This is a genomic window from Undibacterium hunanense, assembly GCF_014284335.1.
Classification (GTDB): Bacteria; Pseudomonadota; Gammaproteobacteria; order Burkholderiales; family Burkholderiaceae_D; genus Undibacterium; species Undibacterium hunanense.
This window is the reverse complement of the sequence record NZ_JACOGF010000038.1, coordinates 1-1276: the sequence shown is the minus strand read 5'-3', so window position 1 is coordinate 1276 and position 1276 is coordinate 1. Positions and strand designations below refer to the sequence as shown.

Below are 1276 nucleotides of genomic sequence, written 5' to 3'. Positions count from 1 at the left end.
TCAACGTTGTCAGTACCTGTACCGCCAGTTACTGTAGTGATACCTGTCGTTGTTGCACCGAAAGTGATCGAACCACCAGTGTTATCAGTGATCAGAGACTTGATGTTGGTGATCGTACCGCCTGTTGAACCGTTACCGATAGTAACAGTGGAGTTACCAGTCAGGCTGATGGTGTCTGTATCACCAACATTACCACTGATGGTAGTACCGTTCAGGTTAGCCACTGTACCTGTGAAGTTGTCGTTCACATTGACAGCGCTTGTGTAAGTACCGCCAGCAACGAATGCTGTTGCTGTCAGTGCTGTACCGCCACCGTTGACCGGGGATGTACCAACAACACCTGTTGTCACCACTGCACCACCGGATACGGTGACTGCATTGGATGTGGTCGTGTTGTTCACGCCGCCGCCAGTTGCATTGGAGGAAGACGTTGTGTCAATCACCAAAGTGCCGCTCGTTACAGAGATCAGGGACAGATCGATGTTGTTTGCACCAGCGATGTCATCAACGATAGTCAGTTGATGTGGCACATTGCCTGTGAAGGTGATAACTGGTGTGCTCAGGGACAATGCAGCACGTGCAGCAACCAGAGCAGCGTATTGGCTGGCAGTGATCACGACAGCAGAGTTTGCTGTGATGTTTTCAATACCGGACAGTTGTGCACCAGCCAGGTTGATCGCACCGTAAGTGACCAGTGTGTCGTTACCGTTACCCAGGTTGATGGTGTCTGTCACTACACGGGCTACTGCTGTTGCTGTGGATTGTGCATTGAGGTTCACACCGTTTTCTGTTGTGTTGTAGGTACCGGCAACATAGTTACCCAGCAGTACGACACGGTCAGCACCTGCACCCAGGCTCAGGAAGTTGGCGCCACGGCCCAGTGTCACGTCCAGTGCAGATTGCGCTGTCAGTGCACCAGCATCGATGGAAACACCAACTGTTGCGTTGGCAACGTTGACGTTGTCGATCGCACGGATGGTCAGACGTTCGATGTGGGTGGTGGTGTTCGCAGCCTGGTAGCTGTCAACCAGGGCATCAACGATGGTGTCATTCAACTGGATCTGGGACACTTGGGTGACTGCTGTGTCGTTGGTCAGTTCGATGTTACCGATGTTTTTGATGCCGTTGAAGTCGCCGATGGCTGCATTCGTTGCATTGCGCAGTTCGATGACGTCGTCGTTCTTCTGGCTGTTGTTGGTGGTGTTGTTGTCAACTGCACCGCCGTCAATGGTGTGGGTACCGTTGAAGTTGGCATCAGTGAAGATGATGCGGTCGG

The 1276-nt window shown here is 52.4% G+C and carries 1 protein-coding gene; it reads right to left on the bottom strand.

Going from position 1 to position 1276, the window contains the following annotated elements; all coding sequences use genetic code 11:
• Positions 1 to 1276, bottom strand: a 1276-nt coding sequence (locus H8L32_RS27205; RefSeq protein ID WP_222619523.1) for a beta strand repeat-containing protein, incomplete at both ends; no start/stop codon positions are given.